Genomic DNA, 16,554 nt, shown 5'->3' on the forward strand with positions numbered 1-16,554 from the left:
ACATCACGTGCCGAGCCCCCCCTTTCCCTCCTCACCCCCACCACCCTCACCGCCCCCCATGCCCCTCCTCCAGGCCTGGTTCCTCGTACTCCGCCCCAAGACCCTGACCGTGTCCCTGTCGCCGGTCGTGGTGGGGACGGCGGTGGCGTGGCACGACACGGGCCGGCTGCTGGGGGGGCCCCTGCTGGCGGCCATCCTGGCGGCGGCCTTGATCCAGATCGGCACCAATCTGTTCAACGACGTGGGCGATTTCCTGCGCGGCAGCGACACCCCGGACCGCCTGGGTCCGCCGCGGGCCACCGCCCAGGGCTGGCTGACACCCGCCCAGGTGCGGCGCGGGGCCTGGGGGGCCTTTTTCCTGGCGCTGCTATGCGGCGTCTATCTGGCCTTCCACGGCGGCTGGCCCATCGTCGCCATCGGCCTCGCGTCCCTCGCCGCCGGCTGGGCCTATACGGGCGGGCCTTTTCCCATCGCCTACCGGCCCCTGGGGGAAGTTTTCGTCTGGATTTTCTTCGGCCTGGTCGCCGTGGGCGGCAGCTACTACCTGCAAACCCTCGCCCTCACGCCCTTGGCCCTGGTGGCGGGGGGCCTGATCGGCCTCCACGCGGCGGCGGTCATCACCGTCAACAACTACCGGGACCTGGACGGGGACGCCCGCAACGGCAAGAACACCCTGGCCGTGCTCCTGGGCCGACCCGCCACCCGTCAGCTCTACCGGGCCGAGATGCTCGCCCCCTACCTCGGCCTGGGGCTTCTGGTCCCCAGCCTGGGGCCGGCGAGCACCCTGCCCCTACTCACCCTGCCGCTGGGTCTTGGACTGGTTCGCCGCTTCTGCCGGGAACCGGTGGGCCCCGTCTTCAACACCCTGCTGGCTGCCACCGCCGGCCTGCAACTCGTCTTCGGCCTGCTGCTCGCCATCGCCTTCGTACTCTGAACCCCTTCCCCGACCCTCCAATGCCGCCAAGGATTTTTCCGTGACCATCGCCAGCTTCGCCGACCTCCTCACCGCCGCCCGCCAGCAAGCCAATCCCCAGCGCCTGCTCTTTGTCTTCACCCGCGCCGAATTGCCCGAGAACGCCAGTCCCGAGGAGATTCGCCGCTTCGAGAACGGCCGCGGCGGCGCCCTGGCGCCGGTCATGTTCGTGGACAAGAAGACCAGCGAATTGCAAAGCTTCACGGAACTGGTCGAGGAGTCCCGCCATACCGGCCAATCCTGGGATCTGGTCTTCGTCGGCTGCCTGGGGGGCAACGACCGGCGCGGCCCCAGCGACGACGATGCGCAGCAGGCCCTGGAAACAATGGTCAAGTCGATCCAGGGTGGCATGGTTTCCCATCTCCTGGCCTATCGGCCGGACGGCGAGCAGGTCAGTTTCGCCTGAGCGCCCGGGAAAATTCCCTTCGGCGCCCCGCTTCCCGGTTCGCCCTGCGCGACCGGGGCGCGGGGGGCTGTCGCGGCCCCACGCCAGCCGATCCCGAACCTCTTCGGAAGCACCGCCAGTCCCGCCCCGCCCCTCCGGGAAAACCCCCGCCTGACTATTTCTTAGGCGCCGCTTGAGGTAGAATCCCGCCTCTCCCCCCGCCTGCTTTACCGGCCTGCGCGCGCCCATGGATTTCCTCGGTTTCAAGCTCCGCAACAACCTTTTCGTCGCGCCCATGGCCGGGGTCACTGATCGCCCCTTCCGCCAGTTGTGCAAGAAAATGGGCGCCGGGCTGGCGGTTTCCGAGATGGTGACCTCCAATTCGCTGCTCTACGGCAGCGCCAAGACCCTGCGCCGCGCCAACCACGAAGGCGAAGTGGCGCCGATCTCGGTGCAGATCGCCGGCGCCGACCCGAAGATGATGGCCGAGGCCGCCCGCCACAACGTCGACAACGGCGCCCAGATCATCGACATCAACATGGGGTGCCCGGCCAAGAAGGTGTGCAACGTCATGGCCGGCTCGGCCCTGATGCAGAACGAGAAGCTGGTGGGCGCCATCCTCGACGCCGTGGTCGGCGCCGTGCCGGGCACGCCGGTGACGCTCAAGTTCCGCACCGGCTGGAACCTGGCCAACAAGAACGCCCCCACCATCGCCCGCATCGCCGAGAGCGCAGGCGTGCGCGCCGTGGCCATCCACGGTCGCACCCGCTGCCAGCAATACACGGGCGAGGCGGAGTACGACACCATTTCCCTGGTGAAGACCCTGGTCGGCATCCCGGTCATCGCCAACGGCGACATCGCCACCCCGGAAAAAGCCCGGCAAGTCCTCGACAGGACCGGCGCCGACGGCCTCATGATCGGCCGCGCCGCCCAGGGCCGCCCCTGGCTGTTCCGGGAAATCGAACATTACCTGAAGACCGGCGAGCATCTGCCGCCGGCCCGGGTCGATGAAATCCACGGCATCCTGCAGGAGCACCTGGAAGACCTCTACGCCTTTTACGGGTTGGAGACGGGCTTTCGGGTCGCGAGGAAACATATCGCGTGGTACACGAAAGGATTGGCAGGTTCAGCCGCCTTTCGCCATTACATGAACCAGTTGCCCAGCATCGAGCTGCAACGCCAGGCCGTGAATGACTTCTTTTACGACCTGGCCGGACGGTCCGAGCATCTGCAATATATCCACACAAAGGAGGAGTTGGCAGCATGAGCCAACAAGACATATCGGCGTGCGTCGTGGGCGCCCTCGAGCAGTACTTTCACGACCTGGATGGGGAAAAACCGGCGGCAATATATGACATGGTACTAAAAAGTGTGGAGAAACCCATGCTGCAGGTGGTCCTGGCCAAGGCCAGCGGCAACCAGACCCTGGCGGCCGACATGCTCGGCATCAATCGCAACACCCTGCGCAAGAAACTCACCGAATACCAACTTCTTTAGATTCCCATGACCGTCAAGCAAGCCCTGATTTCCGTCTCCGACAAGACGGGTGTACTCGCATTCGCCCAGGGCCTTGCCGCCCAGGGCGTCAAGCTCCTGTCCACCGGCGGCACCGCCAAGCTGCTGCGGGATGCCGGCCTGGCCGTCACCGAAATCGGCGACTACACCGGCTTCCCGGAAATGCTCGATGGCCGGGTCAAGACCCTGCACCCCAAGGTGCACGGCGGCATCCTGGCCCGCCGGGATCTGGCCGAGCACAGGGCCACCCTCGAGCAGCACGGCATTCCGATGATCGACCTGGTGTGCGTGAATCTCTACCCCTTCGCCGCCACCATCGCCAAGGCCGGCGTGACGCTGGAAGACGCCATCGAGAACATCGACATCGGCGGTCCGGCCATGGTCCGTTCCTCGGCCAAGAACTACGCCGGCGTCGCGATCGTCACCGATCCGGCCGACTACCAGCCGCTGCTCGACGAGATGAAGGCCAACGGCGGCGCCCTGCAACTGGCCACCCGCTTCAATCTGGCCAAGAAAGCCTTCACCCACACCGCCCGCTACGACAGCATGATCGCCAACTGGCTGACCGGCCTGGAAGAAAATGCCGAGTCCAAGCCGGCAGAGGCTGCCCCGACCCCGGCGATCTTCCCGGCCAGGCTGCAACTGGCCTTCGACCGGGTGGAAATTCTGCGTTACGGCGAGAACGCCCACCAGTCGGCCGCCTTCTACCGCGACACGACGCCGTTGGCCGGCAGCATCGCCGCCTACACCCAGTTGCAGGGCAAGGAACTGTCCTACAACAACATCGCCGATTCGGACGCCGCCTGGGAGTGCGTCAAGGCTTTCGACGCGAGTGCCGGCCAACGCGCCTGCGTCATCATCAAGCACGCCAACCCCTGCGGCGTGGCCATCGCCGGCACCCTGCTCGGCGCCTACGAAAAGGCCTTCAAGACCGACTCCACCTCCGCTTTCGGCGGCATCATCGCCTTCAACGGCGAAGTCGGCCTCGACGTGGTCAACGCCATGAACGAAAGAAAGCACTTCGTCGAAGTGCTGCTCGCCCCGTCCTTCACCGCCGAAGCCAAGGCGGCGCTCGCCGCCAAGACCAACCTGCGCGTACTGGTGGTGCCCCTCGGCCGTGACCTCAACAAGCTGGAACTGAAGCGCGTCGGCGGCGGCCTGCTGGTGCAGACGGCCGACGACTTCACCGCCCAGGCTTCCGGTCTGAAGGTGGTCACTAAGGTGCAGCCTACGCCTACGCAGATCGAAGACCTGCTCTTCGCCGAGCGCGTCGCCAAGTTCGTCAAGTCCAACGCCATCGTCTTCTGCGGCGGCGGCATGACCCTGGGGGTCGGGGCAGGCCAGATGAGCCGCGTCGATTCGACCCGGATCGCCAGCATCAAGGCCACCAACGCCGGCCTGTCGCTCAAGGGTTCGGTCGTGGCGTCGGATGCCTTCTTCCCCTTCCGCGACGGCCTCGACGTGGTGGCCGAAGCCGGCGCCGTGGCAGTCATCCAGCCCGGCGGCTCCATGCGCGACGAGGAAGTCATCGCCGCGGCCGACGAGCACGGCATCGCCATGGTCTTCACCGGCGCCCGCCACTTCCGCCACTGATTTCGTGCCCGGCTGCGCCGTGACTTGTCGACTTCGCCTCGCCGTGCAACAGCACTGTCTTCGGCGCGTCTTCGCGTCACGCCTTCGCCGTCCGCGAAATCGCACTATGGGAAATTGAAGGAAAACCACGCATGAAACTCCTCGTCATCGGCTCCGGCGGTCGTGAGCACGCCATGGCCTGGCGCCTCGCCAAATCCCCCGGTCTGCAAAAGGTTTACGTCGCCCCGGGCAACGCCGGCACGGCCCGGGAGCACGAGTTGCAGAACATCGCCCTCGGGGATCCGGTCGCGCTGGCCGATTTCGCCGCAAAGGAAAAGATCCATCTCACCGTCGTCGGTCCCGAGGCGCCCCTGGCTGCCGGAGTGGTCAATATCTTCCGCGCCCGCGGCCTGAAGATCTTCGGCCCCACCAAGGAAGCCGCCCAGCTCGAATCCTCCAAGGATTTCGCCAAGCGCTTCATGGCCCGCCACGGCATCCCGACGGCCGAGTTCGAGACCTTCTCAGATGCCACGGCCGCCCACGCCTACATCGACAGGAAGGGCGCCCCCATCGTCATCAAGGCCGACGGCCTCGCGGCCGGCAAAGGTGTGGTCGTCGCCATGACCCTGGCCGAGGCCCACGCCGCCATCGACGACATGCTGTCCGGCAACAAGCTGGGCGTGCAGCACAATGAGGCGGGCGCCCGCGTCGTCATCGAGGAATTCCTCGATGGCGAGGAAGCCAGCTTCATCGTCATGGTGGACGGCAAGAACGTCCTGGCCCTGGCCTCCAGCCAGGACCACAAGCGCATCGGCGACGGCGACACCGGCCCCAACACCGGCGGCATGGGCGCCTATTCGCCGGCCCCGGTGGTCACCCCGGAAATCCACGCCAAGGCCATGCGGGAAGTCATCCTGCCCACGGTGCGCGGCATGGCGGCCGACGGCATCCCCTACACCGGCTTCCTCTACGCCGGCCTGATGATCGCCAAGGACGGCACGGTCAAGACCCTGGAATTCAATTGCCGCATGGGCGACCCCGAGACCCAGCCCATCCTCATGCGTTTGAAGTCCGACTTCGTCGATCTGCTGGAACACGGCGTCGCCGGCACCCTGGACCAGGTGGAAGCCGAGTGGGACCGCCGCATCGCCCTGGGCGTCGTCCTCGCCGCCGCCCGCTACCCCGACACGCCGAAGAAGGGCGACCCCATCGCCGGACTGCCCGAGGGCAACGCCTTTTCCGACGCTGTCCACGTCTTTCACGCCGGCACGGCAGAAAAGGATGGCCAGGTCGTCACCTCCGGAGGCCGCGTGCTGTGCGTCACCGCCCTGGGCGAGAACGTCCGCCAGGCGCAGAAGCTGGCCTACGAGGCCGCCGGGCGGATCACCTGGGACGGCCTGCAATACCGCAAGGACATCGGCCACCGCGCCCTCAGCCGCTGACCCCCACCCATCGGGAGAAACCCCATGACCAGCGAAAACGAGCCGGTGCTTCTGGTCGATTTCGAGAATATCCAGGATCTGGATTACTTGAAAAAGCTGAGAAACACCGACTACGAGGTTCGTGTATTTGTCGGCCCACACCAGACGAAACTCCCGACTTCCCTGGTGCGCCAGACCCAGCCTTTCGGAAATCGCCTTCAGTGGATACAAATGGAGGGGCATGGGAAGAATGCGCTGGACTTCCATATTGCGTACACCATCGGTCTGCTCTCCGCTGTCGATGGGCGAAAGCGCAGAATTTTCGTTCTCTCGAAGGACGCTGGTTTCGATCCGCTGATCAGCTACCTGAACAAGCGAAACATCCTCTGCAAGCGCGTTGAGGAACTTGGAAAATTCCTGACCAATGAGGAGGCCGGCCACTCCATGGCTTCATCATCGCCGGAGCCACCACTGCCTCTGCCGGATTCGGCGCACCAGGAGGATGACACCCCAACGCCTTCTCCATGCAGGGTACGTTCGCCGACGCTGAATGAAGTCCTTCTCCACCTAAATTCCCTTCAACCGCGCACGCGCCCAAAGAAGCCAGGAACCCTCGCTGCCCATCTTGCCAGCCATTTCAAGAAGAGTGGCACAGGCACGGACTTCCCCCACATCGTTAAGGAACTCGTGGTTATCGGAAAAATTTCGGTGAACGGCGACGCCCTGACCTACCACCTTAAGTAGCCCCATGGACACCACCCGCCTCAAGGATTTCTTCACCGGCCTGCAAGGGCGCATCGTGGCCGAACTGGAAGCCTTCGACGGCCAGCCCTTCCGTTCCGATTCCTGGCAGCGGCCGGAGGGCGGCGGCGGCATGTCCCGCCTCATTGAGGACGGCGACTTCTTCGAGCGGGGCGGGGTCAATTTCTCCCACGTCACCGGCGACAAGCTGCCGGCTTCCGCCACTGCGGTGCGCCCCCAACTGGCGGGCCGCGCCTGGGAGGCCATGGGCGTGTCGCTGGTGCTGCACCCGCGCAATCCTTACTGCCCGACGGCGCACATGAACGTGCGCTGCTTCGTCGCCAGCAAGCCCGGCGAGGAAGACGTCTGGTGGTTCGGCGGCGGCATGGACCTGACCCCCTACTACGGCGAGGAGGACGACGCGCGCCACTTCCACGCCACCTGCCGCGAGGCCCTGGCGCCCTACGGGCCCAAGGTTCACGCCAGGTACAAGAAGTGGTGCGACGAGTATTTCTTCCTCAAGCACCGCAACGAACCCCGCGGCGTGGGCGGCGTGTTCTTCGACGATCTCAATGAAGCCGGTCCCGGCGGCGAGACGCCCTTCGAGCGCTGCTTCGCCCTCACCCGGGCGGTGGGCGAAGCCTTCACCCACGCCTATCTGCCCATACTGGCCCGCCGCCGTGCCACGCCCTACGGCGAGCGGGAAAGGGACTTCCAAGCCTACCGCCGCGGCCGCTACGTCGAGTTCAATCTGGTGTGGGACCGCGGCACCCTCTTCGGCCTGCAATCGGGCGGGCGCACCGAATCCATCCTCATGTCCCTGCCGCCGGTGGTGAAGTGGCGCTACGACTGGAAGCCGGAACCCGGAACGCCGGAAGCACGCCTTTACGACGTTTTCCTTTGCGCCCGGGACTGGGTGTAGCGAAGCGGAGCCCGGCGAAGAAGCGGGCCCCTGCCCCTTTGCCGCAGCCTACTTGAGTTTGCCGCGCACCACGCGCACCCGGGACGGGTCGCGGATGGTCGCCACGCCGCCGTTGCCGGTGATATTGCCGCAGGTACAGACCGCCTTGATGCGCGGAACAGAACTGACGATCCCGGTGCAGTCCAGGCACTCGTAGTAGAGATCGCCGCCGGTGGGCAGGTTTCCCGGGTCGGGCGCCGGTTCCACCGGGTAAAAGTTGTAGATCTTGCGCATGTCGATATTGAGCACGGTCTCCTCCTTATTGTGGGCTCTGCCGGCGAGGCAAAGTTGCGCCGCCCCGGGAACCGGGCCATTCCGGGCGGCGGGGGCTTATACGCCCCAATTATAAGCGCACAGTCCGGCAAGAATGCCCACGTCGGCGGGGCCGGTGAGCACCACCCGCTCGAGACCAAGCTCCCGTGCGCATTCGGCGATGCGGGCATGGGGGACGAAGAGCGGCGTTGCCTCGAGCTCGCGGCGAGCCTCGGCGCCCACCAAGTCGACCAGATGGCGCAGGCCCTCGCTGCTCGACACCGTGATGGCATCCAGAGCGCCCGCTGCCCAGGCTTCGCGCAGGGCGTCGATCCCGCCGGCCGGAGGCGAGCGGCGATAGCAGGGAATGCACTCGACGCGCGCCCCGCGCTCGCGCAGGGTATCGGCCAGCAGTTCGCGCCCGCCGTCACCGCGAAAGATGGCGACGCCGCGCCCGGCCACACCCTCGGCCTGCAGGGCGGACAGGGCGAGCAGAGCCTCCGAATCGAAGCGTTCCCGGGGCGCGATGCAGCCCTCCACGCCCGCTGCCGCCAAGGCCTTCACCGTCCCCTGGCCGACAGCGGCCGGCAGGAGTCCTGCGGGCCACGGCCCCGCAGCCAGCAGGGCAGGCAGGGCGTAGGTCACGGCGTTGGGACTGATGAACACGGCGATGCGGAACTCGTCCCGGCGGGCCACCGCTGCGGCCAAGGGTGCCGCGTCGTCGGGCGGAGAAATCTCCAGCAGGGGAAAGAGCAGCGGCGTCCCGCCGGCGGCGGCGATGGCTTCGACCAGGGGGCCGGCCTGGTCCCGCGGACGGGTGACGACGATGGTGCGCCCGGCCAGGGGGCCGCCCGGACTCATGCGCAGGCGGCGAGCTTTTCCAGGATGGCGCCGGCGCCCTGGGTCCGGAGCCGGTCGGCCAGTTCCTGCCCCAGCGCCTCGTCGGCGGCCGGATCGCCGCGCAGTTCTCCGGCCACCATGTCCTTGCCGTCGGGGGTGGCGACGAAGCCACGCAGCCAGAGGCGTCCATCGTCTTCGATGATGGCGTAGGCCCCAAGGGGCACCTGACAGCTTCCCCCCAGGGCACGGGAAAAAGCGCGCTCGGCCCGCACACACTGGGCGGTGACGGCATCGTTGAGGGGGGCGACGACGGCCGCCATGGCGCCTGCGCCCGCGACGAGCTCGATCCCCAGCGCCCCCTGCCCCGGCGCCGGCAGCGACTGCTCCGGCGTCAGAAGCGAACGGATGCGGTCCTTGAGCCCCAGACGGATGAGCCCGGCGCCGGCCAGGATGATGGCGTCGTACTGGCCCTCGTCGAGTTTGCGCAGGCGCGTGTCGAGATTGCCGCGCAGGCTGCGGATTTCCAGCTGCGGATAGCGGGCCCGCAGCAGGGCCTCGCGGCGCAGGCTGGACGTTCCGACCACGGCCCCCGCGGGAAGATCGTCCAGGCTGGCGTAGCGGTTGGAAACAAAGGCGTCCCGCGGATTCTCGCGCTCGGAGATGGCCGCCAGGACGAAGCCTTCCGGCATGACCATGGGCACGTCCTTCATGGAGTGCACGGCGAGGTCGGCGCGGCCTTCGGCCATGGCGACTTCGAGTTCCTTGATGAACAGGCCCTTGCCGCCGATCTGGGCCAGGGGCCGGTCGAGAATCTGGTCCCCCTGGGTGGTCATGCCCAGGATACTGACCGTGGCGCCAGGATTGAGGGCCGACAGACGATCCCGGACATGCTCGGCCTGCCACAGGGCGAGGCGGGATTCACGGGAGGCGATGACGATCTGGGCGGGTGCGGACATGGCAGGCGGCTCGCGACGGGAGGGCGCCGATTCTACCACGCAGCCCCGCCCTAACCGGCGGTGGCCAGGGCCCGCGCCACCGCCCACTGGCGGCGGCTCACCGGCAGGCGGTCGGGCACGCCGCGCACCAGGGCCCAGCCGTAAGCCTCGGCGTCGTCCCCCGCGGTCCGCTCGAAGCCGGCCAGGGCATCGCGCGCCACCAGGACCGCCCGGTGCAGACGCAGGAAGCGCTCGGCAAATTCCTGCTCCAGGTGGGTCAGGGCGTCGTCGAGCAGATACTCGCGCTCCCGGGTACGGGCGGTGACGTATTTGAGATCGGCCTTGAAATAGAGCACATCCGCCACCGGCACCAGGAGCAGCCGCCCCCGCTCGTGGCAGGAAAGATGGCTGCGCCCGCTGCCACGCATCTCGCGACCGATGGCCTGGAGCGCCTCTCCCGTCTTGCCACGCACCGGATGCAGCTTCTGCAGGGCAGCCAGGAGCCGCTGCGCCCGCACCGGTTTGAGCAGGTAGTCGATGGCGTTGAGGTCGAAGGCCTGCACCGCGTAGCCGTCGTAGGCCGTGGTGAAGATCACCGCCGGGCCGTCCTCCAGCCCCCCCAGATGGCCGGCCAGTTCGATACCGTCCATGCCGGGCATGCGGATGTCGGCCAGGACGACATCCACCGGCGTATGGCGGAGAAAGTCGAGGGCTTCCAGGCCGTTGCCCGCCTCACCCACGCAGGTGTTGGGCAGGCTGGGGGCGATGTCGGCCAGGAGTTCCCGCAGGCGTGCGCGGGCCAGGGGCTCGTCGTCCACTACCAGGAGGGTCAGGGCTGGGGTCGTGTGCGGCATGGCAGGTGAATGAGGACGCGGTAGACATCGGTGCCTTCCTCGATGTCGAGGCGGGCTTCCAGATCGTAATACAGGGCGAGGCGTTCGCGGATGTTGGCCACCGCCATGTGGTTGCCCCGGGCGTGACCGCCGCCGCCCGCCGGGTTGGCGATGACGATGAGCAGTTCATCGGCGCGGCGGGAGAAGGCGATGTCGATGGTGCCCCCTTGCGGCCGCGGCTCGATGCCGTGATAGACGGCGTTTTCCAGCAGGGGCTGGAGCATGAGGGGCGGAATCGCCTCGTCCAGGGGGAGATCGGCCACCTCCCACCGCACGTGCAGACGTTCGCCCAGGCGCAGGCGCTCCAGGTCGAGGTACTGGCGGGCCAGGGCAATTTCATCCGACAGGGGCACCCGCTCCGCCGGATCCCGCAGGGCCGCGCGAAAGAGATCCGACAGGGACTCCAGCGCCTCCTCAGCCCGCCGCGGCTCCGCCCGGATGAGGGACAGCACGGCGTTGAGGGAATTGAAGAGAAAGTGGGGCCGGATGCGGGCGTTGAGCGCCGAAAGACGCGCTTCGCTCATGGACGGTGAAATGGCCCGCAAGCGCAGGTCGAAATAAGCCAACAGAAGCGCCGCCCCGCCCCCCGCGATGAGGGCCGCGCGCAGGCTCTCCCAGGGGGTTCCCTGGTCGAGGCCGATCCAGGCCCACAGGTCGCTCTGCAGGGCGGCGAGTCCCGCGGCGAGCCCCACCACCGTCGCCTGGGCGGCACGGGGAGGCAGCTTCCACAACACATCCCGCGCCCCGGCGACGATGCCCAGGCTGATGAGCAGCAAGGGCTCCACCAGGGCAGACAGCTCGACGAAGCGCCAGGGCCAGCCGCGCAGATCGGGGCTTTGCAGGAGGGCCGCACCCAGGGCCAGGGCGTTGCCTCCAAGCAGCACACGCAACACGACCCCGAGATTGCGCCAGTCCGGCAGGGGATGAACCGCCTGGATTTGCCTTATCATTTCGCTTCCCGAATCTTTCCGTTCGCGCCCTGCGCGCATGCCAAACGGAACTCTAACCCCGATTTGCGCCACTGAAAATGACTTCCAACGCTGCACAATACACCTGGGCCGGCCGCTTCTCCGAACCCGTCTCCGATCTCGTCAAACGCTACACGGCCTCGGTGGATTTCGACCGCCGCATGTGGCGCCAGGACATCCGCGGCTCCCTGGCCCACGCGCGCATGCTGGCCCGGCAGGGCATCATCGCCGCCGCCGACCTGGCCGACATCGAGCGGGGCATGGCCCAGGTGGCGACCGAGATCGAATCCGGTGTCTTCGAGTGGTCCCTCGATCTGGAAGACGTGCACCTCAATATCGAGAAGCGCCTCACGGCCCTGGTCGGCGATGCAGGCAAGCGCCTGCATACCGGCCGCTCGCGCAACGACCAGGTGGCCACCGACATCCGCCTCTACCTGCGCGACGCCATCGACGACATCCTCGGCCTCATCCGTGCCTTCCGCAGCGCCCTCCTCGATCTGGCCGAGAAGGAAGCCGCCACCCCCATGCCCGGCTTCACCCACCTCCAGGTCGCCCAGCCGGTGACCTTCGGCCACCACATGCTGGCCTATTTCGAGATGTTCGGCCGCGACGGCGAACGCTTCGCCGACTGCCGCAAACGCACCAATCGCCTGCCCCTGGGCGCCGCCGCCCTGGCCGGCACCACCTACCCCATCGACCGGGAATTCGTCGCCGCCGAACTCGGCTTCGAGGGAGTCTGCGAAAACTCCCTGGACGCCGTTTCCGACCGGGACTTCGCCATCGAATTCTGTGCCGCCTGCGCCCTGCTCATGACCCACATCAGCCGCCTTTCCGAGGAACTGGTGATGTGGATGAGCCCCCGGGTCGGCTTCATCCAGATCGCCGACCGCTTCTGTACCGGCTCCTCGATCATGCCCCAGAAGAAAAACCCGGACGTGCCGGAGCTGGCCCGGGGCAAGACCGGCCGGGTGACCGGCCATCTCGTCGCCCTGCTCACCTTGATGAAGTCCCAGCCCCTGGCCTACAACAAGGATAATCAGGAGGACAAGGAGCCCCTCTTCGACGCCGTGGATACCGTCACCGACACCTTGCGCATCTTCGCCGACATGGCCGGTGGCATCACGGTCCGCGCCGACAACATGAGAGCGGCACTGAGCCAGGGCTTCGCCACCGCCACCGATCTGGCCGACTACCTGGCCAAAAAGGGCCTGCCCTTCCGCGACGCCCACGAGGCCGTCGGCCATGCCGTCAAGGCCGCCGAGCAGAAGGGCGTGGATCTGCCGCAACTGGCCCTGGCCGAGTTGCAAGCTTTCTCGCCCCTGATTGGCGAGGATGTTTTTGCCGTGCTCACCGTCGAGGGTTCGCTCGCCTCCCGCAAGCACATCGGTGGCACCGCCCCGGACCAGGTCAAGGCCGCCATCCTCCGCGCCCGCGGGCGCCTCGCGGATGATTAAGAAACTCGGCAAATACGAAATCATCCGCGAGCTGGGGCAGGGCGCCACCAGCACCGTGTACCTGGGGCTCGACCCCTTCGCCCAGCGGGACGTGGCCATCAAGGTGGCCACCCCCGAAGCCCTGCGCGACCCGGATCGCAGCCGGGTCTATTCCCACCTGTTTCTCAACGAAGCCTCCCTGGTCGGCAAGCTCGACCATCCACACATCGTCCAGATTTTCGACGCGGTGGTGGCGGACACCTTGTCCTACATCGTCATGGAATTCGTGCCCGGCGGCACACTGGAAGCCCACGCCCGGCCCCGGGATCTGCTGCCGGTGGAGCGGGTCATCGAAATCGTCTTCAAATGCACCCGGGCCCTGGACCACGCCTTCCGCCTCGGCATCACCCATCGCGACATCAAGCCGGCCAACATCCTCATGTCGCCGCAGTCCGACATCAAGATTTCCGACTTCGGCGCCGCCATCACCCGGGAAAACCTGGAGCGTACCCAGGTCTCGGGCATCGGCTCACCCGCCTATATGTCGCCGGAGCAGGTGCAGGAGCAGCCCCTGGACCACCGCACCGACATCTACTCCCTGGGGGTCGTCCTTTACCAGTTGCTGACCGGAGAGCTTCCCTTCCAGGCCAGCACCAGCTACAGCATGATCTACCAGATCATCCACACCCAGGCCTCCGAACCCTCCTTCCTGCGCCCGGAACTTCCCCCCGCCCTGGACACCGTCGTGGCGCGGGCCATGGCCAAGGATGTGCACGCCCGCTACCAGACCTGGGAGCACTTCGCCCACGATCTGGCCCAGGCGGCCCGTAAGCGCTCGCTGCGCACGCGCAAGTTCGAGCTTCCCGCCACGGAGAAATTCGACCTGCTGCGGGCCATGCCCTTCTTTCAGGATTTTCCAGACCCGGAGCTCTGGGAGGTTCTCGGTTTCGCCCAGTGGGAGCGGATTCCGGCTGAAACCCACATCGTCCGGGACGGCGACGAGGGCAGCTTTTTCTGCCTTCTCATCGGGGGCGAACTCAAGGTGGCCAAGAATGGCCGCGTCCTCAACCTGCTTTCCCCGGGGGATTGCTTCGGCGAGATGGCCGTCGTCACGCGGCGGGGAGGCCCCCGCACGGCCGACGTCATCGCCCTGAGCACCGCCAACGTGGTGACCATCCACCGCAGCGCCCTGGAAGGCGCCAGCGAGTCCTGCCGCATGCACTTCTACCAGGGTTTCCTGGAAGTGCTGGCCAACCGGCTCACCGTGGCCAATCAGCGACTGACCGCGGTCTGAAGGGCAGGTCGCAGCGCCGGGACAGTCGAGGAAAGGCGCCGCCCCCGAATTCGCCGCGGCGCGTCAGCCGGCGGAAGTCCCCTCGAGGAGTTTCTGCAATTCACCGGCCTGGTACATCTCGCGCATGATGTCGCAACCCCCGACGAACTCCCCCTTCACGTACAACTGGGGGATGGTCGGCCAGTTGGCGTAGTCCTTGATGCCCTGGCGGATGTCGGCGTCTTCCAGGACATTGACCGTCACGAATTCCTGCACCCCGCAGGTCCTGAGGATTTGCACCGCGGTGGCGGAAAAACCGCACTGGGGAAACTGAGCCGTCCCCTTCATGTAAAGGACCACCGGATGACCGGTGACGGTGGCGTGGATGCGCTGCTGAACGTTGTCGGACATGGTTCTTTCCCGGGAATTTCAAATCTGGCCGCCGCTGATGCGCTCACTGCCGGCGAGATCGGTTTGCGTGAGCACGTCTTTGAAGCCCGCACCCCGCAATAAGTTCCGGCATGCGGCGCCCTGGTCATGACCGTGCTCGAACCACAGCCAGCCACCGGGCCGCAGGTGGGCCGGCGCCCCCCGTACCACGGTCCGCACGGCGGCCAGGCCGTCGCCCCCCGCCACACCGTCGGTCAGGGCGCCCTGGGGTTCGAAGGGCAGGCCATCGTGGTCCAGATGGGGGTCGTCGAATTCGATATAGGGGGGATTGGCCACCACCAGGTCGAAACGCTCGCCGGGCAAGGGGCCGTACCAATCGCCGGCGCGAAAATCCACCGCCGCCCCGAGGGCCGCGGCATTGTCGGCCGCCACCACCAGGGCTTCGGGGGAGAGGTCCACCGCCACCACCCGGGCTCCGGGCCGCTCCAGGGCGAGCGTGACCGCGATGACGCCGGAACCCGTCCCCAGGTCGAGGATATGCGGCTCGGCCATACCGACCAAGGTCTTGAGAGCCCGTTCCACCAGCCCCTCGGTCTCCGGGCGGGGAATCAGCACCGCCGGGGTGACGGCGAACTCACGGCCAAAAAAACCCGCCCGGCCCAGCAGGTAGGCCAGGGGTTCCCCCGCTTGCCGCCGCGCGACGAGGGAATCGAGCCACACCCCCTGGTCCTCGGTGAGCACCTTCTCGGGACGCGCGATCAGGTCGGCATGGCTGCACGCGGCGGCATGCTGGACGATGAGGCGCGCGTCGAGCCGGTCGATAAGCTCTGCGGCCCGACGCCAGGCAGCGCCCCGCGTGAGGATCACCCCTGCTCCGCGAGCGCCGAGAGCTGCTCGGCCTGGTGCTCGTTGGCCAAGGCCGCCAGGAGTTCGTCCAGGTCGCCGTCCAGGATGGCGGCCAGTTTGTACAGGGTCAGGTTGATGCGGTGATCGGTGAGCCGACCCTGGGGGAAGTTGTAGGTCCGGATACGTTCGGAGCGGTCCCCGGAACCGATGAGGCTCTTGCGGGTGCTGGCGATGCGGCTCTGCTGCGCCCGCACCTGCACGTCCTTGATGCGCGCCGCCAGCACGCGCAGGGCGGAAGCCTTGTTGGCGTGCTGGGAGCGCCCGTCCTGGCATTCGGCGACGATGCCGGTAGGCAGGTGGGTGATGCGCACGGCGGAATCGGTCTTGTTGATATGCTGCCCCCCGGCCCCGGAGGCACGAAAGGTGTCGATGCGCAGATCGGCCGGGTTGAGTTCCACCTCGCCGACCGCGTCGGCCTCGGGCATCACGGCGACCGTACAGGCCGAAGTATGGATGCGCCCCTGGGTTTCGGTCTCCGGAACGCGCTGCACGCGATGCCCGCCGGATTCGAACTTGAGCCGAGAGTAGGCCCCGAAGCCAGCGATGCGGCAGATGATTTCCCGGTAGCCCCCCAGGTCGGATTGGTTGGCCGAAAGCACTTCCACCTCCCAGCGCTGACGCTCGGCAAAGCGCGAATACATGCGAAAGAGGTCGCCCGAGAACAGGGCCGACTCCTCGCCCCCGGTTCCAGCGCGGATTTCCAGAATGACGCTGCGTTCGTCGTCGGGATCCCGGGGCAGGAGCAACTTCTGAAGATCGATTTCCAGCTCGGGCAGGCGCGCCCGGGCGACGGACATTTCTTCCTCGGCAAACTCCCTCAGGTCCGGATCGGCCAGGAGGTTCTGCGCCTCGGCCAGATCGCCTTCGGCGCGGCGGAAGTCGCCGTAACGGGCGACGACGGGCTCCAACTCGGCCCGCTCCCGGGAAAGGCGGCGGAACTGCTCCATGTCGGCGGTCGCGGTCTCGGAGGCCAACAGGAGATCGATTTCCTCCAGGCGGTCGGACAGGTGGTCGAGCTTGAGGCGAATGCTGGCCTTCATGGATCGTTCGGGGCGGGGGAAGCCCGCCATGGTAACCGACATTGCCGTCCGTCGGC

At 67.0% G+C, this 16,554-nt stretch carries 18 protein-coding genes; 10 read left to right on the top strand and 8 right to left on the bottom strand.

Annotated features, from left to right (window positions below):
- The first annotated feature begins 58 nt into the window (after positions 1-58).
- From IPM73_14310 to hemF, 8 genes are all read left to right on the top strand, one after another.
- Positions 59-934, top strand: a complete 876-nt coding sequence (locus IPM73_14310) for a 1,4-dihydroxy-2-naphthoate polyprenyltransferase (protein ID MBK8919173.1) — start codon at positions 59-61, stop codon at positions 932-934.
- Positions 935-974: 40 nt separating this feature from the next.
- Positions 975-1,379, top strand: coding sequence for a ribonucleotide reductase subunit alpha (locus IPM73_14315; protein ID MBK8919174.1), 405 nt, complete (start codon positions 975-977; stop codon positions 1,377-1,379).
- A 226-nt stretch (positions 1,380-1,605) separates the two neighbouring features.
- On the top strand, positions 1,606-2,625 hold the full coding sequence (dusB, locus tag IPM73_14320) for a tRNA dihydrouridine synthase DusB (GenBank protein ID MBK8919175.1): 1,020 nt from the start codon (positions 1,606-1,608) through the stop codon (positions 2,623-2,625).
- Positions 2,622-2,855, top strand: a complete 234-nt coding sequence (locus IPM73_14325) for a Fis family transcriptional regulator (protein MBK8919176.1) — start codon at positions 2,622-2,624, stop codon at positions 2,853-2,855. The genes dusB and IPM73_14325 overlap by 4 nt, the downstream gene beginning before the upstream one ends.
- Before the next feature lie 6 nt (positions 2,856-2,861).
- Positions 2,862-4,466 (top strand): bifunctional phosphoribosylaminoimidazolecarboxamide formyltransferase/IMP cyclohydrolase, encoded by a 1,605-nt coding sequence (purH, locus tag IPM73_14330; GenBank protein ID MBK8919177.1) that lies wholly within the window; start codon positions 2,862-2,864, stop codon positions 4,464-4,466.
- 131 nt (positions 4,467-4,597) lie between these two features.
- Entirely contained in the window at positions 4,598-5,887 is a 1,290-nt protein-coding gene (purD, locus tag IPM73_14335) for a phosphoribosylamine--glycine ligase (GenBank protein ID MBK8919178.1), read from the top strand.
- A gap of 24 nt (positions 5,888-5,911) precedes the next feature.
- Positions 5,912-6,610 carry a hypothetical protein gene (locus IPM73_14340; protein ID MBK8919179.1) on the top strand — a complete coding sequence of 233 codons (699 nt, stop codon included), beginning with the start codon at positions 5,912-5,914 and terminating at the stop codon, positions 6,608-6,610.
- 4 nt (positions 6,611-6,614) lie between these two features.
- Positions 6,615-7,529 carry an oxygen-dependent coproporphyrinogen oxidase gene (hemF, locus tag IPM73_14345; protein ID MBK8919180.1) on the top strand — a complete coding sequence of 305 codons (915 nt, stop codon included), beginning with the start codon at positions 6,615-6,617 and terminating at the stop codon, positions 7,527-7,529.
- Between the two features lie 48 nt (positions 7,530-7,577).
- Here hemF and IPM73_14350 read toward each other — a convergent pair whose 3' ends face one another.
- The 5 genes from IPM73_14350 to IPM73_14370 form a co-directional block, all read right to left on the bottom strand.
- Complete coding sequence (locus tag IPM73_14350; protein MBK8919181.1) at positions 7,578-7,817, bottom strand: hypothetical protein; 240 nt, start codon at positions 7,815-7,817, stop codon at positions 7,578-7,580.
- A gap of 81 nt (positions 7,818-7,898) precedes the next feature.
- Positions 7,899-8,681, bottom strand: coding sequence for a uroporphyrinogen-III synthase (locus tag IPM73_14355; GenBank protein MBK8919182.1), 783 nt, complete (start codon positions 8,679-8,681; stop codon positions 7,899-7,901).
- Positions 8,678-9,616, bottom strand: a complete 939-nt coding sequence (gene hemC, locus IPM73_14360) for a hydroxymethylbilane synthase (GenBank protein ID MBK8919183.1) — start codon at positions 9,614-9,616, stop codon at positions 8,678-8,680. The genes IPM73_14355 and hemC overlap by 4 nt, the downstream gene beginning before the upstream one ends.
- 50 nt (positions 9,617-9,666) lie before the next feature.
- On the bottom strand, positions 9,667-10,449 hold the full coding sequence (locus tag IPM73_14365; GenBank protein MBK8919184.1) for a response regulator transcription factor: 783 nt from the start codon (positions 10,447-10,449) through the stop codon (positions 9,667-9,669).
- Positions 10,425-11,438 carry a histidine kinase gene (locus IPM73_14370; GenBank protein MBK8919185.1) on the bottom strand — a complete coding sequence of 338 codons (1,014 nt, stop codon included), beginning with the start codon at positions 11,436-11,438 and terminating at the stop codon, positions 10,425-10,427. The genes IPM73_14365 and IPM73_14370 overlap by 25 nt, the downstream gene beginning before the upstream one ends.
- A gap of 77 nt (positions 11,439-11,515) precedes the next feature.
- Here IPM73_14370 and argH point away from each other — a divergent pair, with 77 nt between their 5' ends.
- Positions 11,516-12,910: an argininosuccinate lyase gene (argH, locus tag IPM73_14375; protein ID MBK8919186.1), complete on the top strand. Its 1,395-nt coding sequence runs from the start codon at positions 11,516-11,518 to the stop codon at positions 12,908-12,910.
- The gene (locus IPM73_14380) at positions 12,903-14,183 is read left to right on the top strand and encodes a protein kinase (GenBank protein ID MBK8919187.1); all 1,281 of its coding nucleotides are present in this window, start codon (positions 12,903-12,905) and stop codon (positions 14,181-14,183) included. The genes argH and IPM73_14380 overlap by 8 nt, the downstream gene beginning before the upstream one ends.
- A 63-nt stretch (positions 14,184-14,246) precedes the next feature.
- Here the strand turns inward: IPM73_14380 and grxD are convergent, their stop codons facing one another.
- From grxD to prfA, 3 genes are read right to left on the bottom strand one after another with little or no spacing between them, the layout of a single operon-like run.
- Positions 14,247-14,573, bottom strand: a complete 327-nt coding sequence (gene grxD, locus IPM73_14385; GenBank protein ID MBK8919188.1) for a Grx4 family monothiol glutaredoxin — start codon at positions 14,571-14,573, stop codon at positions 14,247-14,249.
- An 18-nt stretch (positions 14,574-14,591) separates the two neighbouring features.
- On the bottom strand, positions 14,592-15,419 hold the full coding sequence (gene prmC / locus IPM73_14390) for a peptide chain release factor N(5)-glutamine methyltransferase (GenBank protein MBK8919189.1): 828 nt from the start codon (positions 15,417-15,419) through the stop codon (positions 14,592-14,594).
- Positions 15,416-16,498 (bottom strand): peptide chain release factor 1, encoded by a 1,083-nt coding sequence (gene prfA, locus IPM73_14395; GenBank protein MBK8919190.1) that lies wholly within the window; start codon positions 16,496-16,498, stop codon positions 15,416-15,418. Before prfA ends, prmC begins: the two co-directional genes overlap by 4 nt.
- Between the last annotated feature and the right edge of the window lie 56 nt (positions 16,499-16,554).

Source organism: Betaproteobacteria bacterium, assembly GCA_016720065.1.
Taxonomy (GTDB): domain Bacteria; phylum Pseudomonadota; class Gammaproteobacteria; order Burkholderiales; family Rhodocyclaceae; genus SSSZ01.

Coding starts and splice junctions, on each gene's coding strand:
- IPM73_14325 (MBK8919176.1), top strand. CDS start 2,622: ATGAGCCAACAAGACATATCGGCGTGCGTCGTGGGCGCCCTCGAGCAG.
- IPM73_14365 (MBK8919184.1), bottom strand. CDS start 10,449: ATGCCGCACACGACCCCAGCCCTGACCCTCCTGGTAGTGGACGACGAG.
- grxD (MBK8919188.1), bottom strand. CDS start 14,573: ATGTCCGACAACGTTCAGCAGCGCATCCACGCCACCGTCACCGGTCAT.
- IPM73_14310 (MBK8919173.1), top strand. CDS start 59: ATGCCCCTCCTCCAGGCCTGGTTCCTCGTACTCCGCCCCAAGACCCTG.
- hemC (MBK8919183.1), bottom strand. CDS start 9,616: ATGTCCGCACCCGCCCAGATCGTCATCGCCTCCCGTGAATCCCGCCTC.
- hemF (MBK8919180.1), top strand. CDS start 6,615: ATGGACACCACCCGCCTCAAGGATTTCTTCACCGGCCTGCAAGGGCGC.
- IPM73_14355 (MBK8919182.1), bottom strand. CDS start 8,681: ATGAGTCCGGGCGGCCCCCTGGCCGGGCGCACCATCGTCGTCACCCGT.
- IPM73_14340 (MBK8919179.1), top strand. CDS start 5,912: ATGACCAGCGAAAACGAGCCGGTGCTTCTGGTCGATTTCGAGAATATC.
- dusB (MBK8919175.1), top strand. CDS start 1,606: ATGGATTTCCTCGGTTTCAAGCTCCGCAACAACCTTTTCGTCGCGCCC.
- purH (MBK8919177.1), top strand. CDS start 2,862: ATGACCGTCAAGCAAGCCCTGATTTCCGTCTCCGACAAGACGGGTGTA.
- IPM73_14380 (MBK8919187.1), top strand. CDS start 12,903: ATGATTAAGAAACTCGGCAAATACGAAATCATCCGCGAGCTGGGGCAG.
- argH (MBK8919186.1), top strand. CDS start 11,516: ATGACTTCCAACGCTGCACAATACACCTGGGCCGGCCGCTTCTCCGAA.
- purD (MBK8919178.1), top strand. CDS start 4,598: ATGAAACTCCTCGTCATCGGCTCCGGCGGTCGTGAGCACGCCATGGCC.
- IPM73_14370 (MBK8919185.1), bottom strand. CDS start 11,438: ATGATAAGGCAAATCCAGGCGGTTCATCCCCTGCCGGACTGGCGCAAT.
- prfA (MBK8919190.1), bottom strand. CDS start 16,498: ATGAAGGCCAGCATTCGCCTCAAGCTCGACCACCTGTCCGACCGCCTG.